Origin of the sequence: Epilithonimonas hispanica (genome assembly GCF_003385395.1) — a bacterium.
Taxonomy (GTDB): Bacteria; Bacteroidota; Bacteroidia; order Flavobacteriales; family Weeksellaceae; genus Epilithonimonas; species Epilithonimonas hispanica.
In genome coordinates, this window is sequence record NZ_QNUG01000107.1 from 1 (window position 1) to 1,474 (window position 1,474).

Genomic DNA, 1,474 nt, shown 5'->3' on the forward strand with positions numbered 1-1,474 from the left:
TAATAATTCGTTAAATATTTGAATTTCAGAAACTTAAATATACGAATTATTACTTTTCATTGCAAATTTTATTTCATTTCTTATCCCGAACTCAGGTTAACTAAAATGATTTGGACTAAAGTATTTTTATCTTTACCCAGTTTTTACGAAAGCTATAAATGAGTAAAAAAGATTTTTTTTGAGTTTTGGAAAAAGAATCGGCTTGGTTTTGTTTGGTTGAATTTTAACTAAAGTTCGATTTTATCAATACCTTACTTTTGAGGGTCACACAAGGATGGAAATCTAGGTAACTCCACATACCAGAAGTGCTCCGAGAAGAAAATAAGTAGAATTGAAAATCCTGACGTGTCGGGATTTTTTATTCATAAAAGCTTATTACCTTTGTTCATCAACCAATATTTTGCAACTATGCGGGATGATGGGATTGGTCAATCAAGTATTATGAGAGAGATTATTGCACATATCAAAACAATAGAACATGGATTTAAGCATATCATTGAAGCCGGAGATTCCATTTTGAAAGATAAAGCGCAAAATCACTTGGAACTTTCCATCAACTTTTTAGATGATGAAAGCTATCAGGTCCGGATGCTTGCAACATATATGCTCGGGCAGCTCTCCAATATACACCCGGAAGCCCTGAAGCTCCTTGAGACAAAAGTGGCGGAAGCCCCTAATTGACGCGTTCAGGAAATGCTCGCTAAGGCATTTGACCACCATTGCAGTATTACAGGTTACGAACAAAGCCTTCCCAAAATAAAAACATGGCTCAACGATTCCAATGCCAATGTAAAGAGAGCTGTAATTGAGGGATTCCGGATCTGTATGGGAAGACCCTATTTTAAGGAACACCCCAAAGTGGCTATCCATCTTATCAGTGCCCACAGATCAGAAGACAGCGAATACCTCAGAAAGTCTGTTGGAAATGCACTTCGTGATATCGGTAAAAAACATCCGGCGGAAGTGTCTGAAGAACTTGCTACCTAGAATCTAGAAGACAAGAAAACTTTTTTTACCTATAAGCTCGCCAGAGGAAAGTAAATGATAAGCTGACCATTTACAGCAACGGTAAATAAGTTGTAATTAAAAATATTTTTTGTGGAATACGCATTTCCGTAATCTAATTAGGAAAAACCAAATTACTTTTACTCATATTAACCAATAAATTATTTATTATGAGTACAACAGTTGAAGCCATCAAGCCTGGCCCAAAACCTGACAAAGCAGATGGAACACCAGACAGAAGACAACGAGTCACACCAGAAACAAAACCTAAACATCCAGCTTTGAAACCTCATGTCCACAAACCAGGAGATTCCAAATAATTTTGCTTCTTTTATTTTAGAATCCGTCTCACAACAAAATTTGAGGCGGATTTTTTTGTTATAAAAGTTTTTCAATATTTTAAGAAAAAGTGAAAAGTTGTCCTCTTCAGGCAACTTTCTTTCTTAAATTGTGTGCTAAAGCGTGTAAT

3 protein-coding genes are annotated in these 1,474 nt (G+C 35.8%); all 3 read left to right on the forward strand.

The features are described 5' to 3' along the window. The first annotated feature begins 381 nt into the window (after positions 1 to 381). The 3 genes from DRF58_RS18865 (at position 382) to DRF58_RS18540 (ending at position 1,325) form a co-directional block, all read left to right on the forward strand. The gene (locus tag DRF58_RS18865; protein WP_245955611.1) at positions 382 to 681 is read left to right on the forward strand and encodes a hypothetical protein; all 300 of its coding nucleotides are present in this window, start codon (positions 382 to 384) and stop codon (positions 679 to 681) included. A 12-nt stretch (positions 682 to 693) separates the two neighbouring features. Continuing rightward, complete coding sequence (locus DRF58_RS18870; protein ID WP_245955613.1) at positions 694 to 987, forward strand: DNA alkylation repair protein; 294 nt, start codon at positions 694 to 696, stop codon at positions 985 to 987. A gap of 188 nt (positions 988 to 1,175) precedes the next feature. Then, on the forward strand, positions 1,176 to 1,325 hold the full coding sequence (locus DRF58_RS18540; RefSeq protein ID WP_168926430.1) for a hypothetical protein: 150 nt from the start codon (positions 1,176 to 1,178) through the stop codon (positions 1,323 to 1,325). Positions 1,326 to 1,474 lie beyond the last annotated feature (149 nt).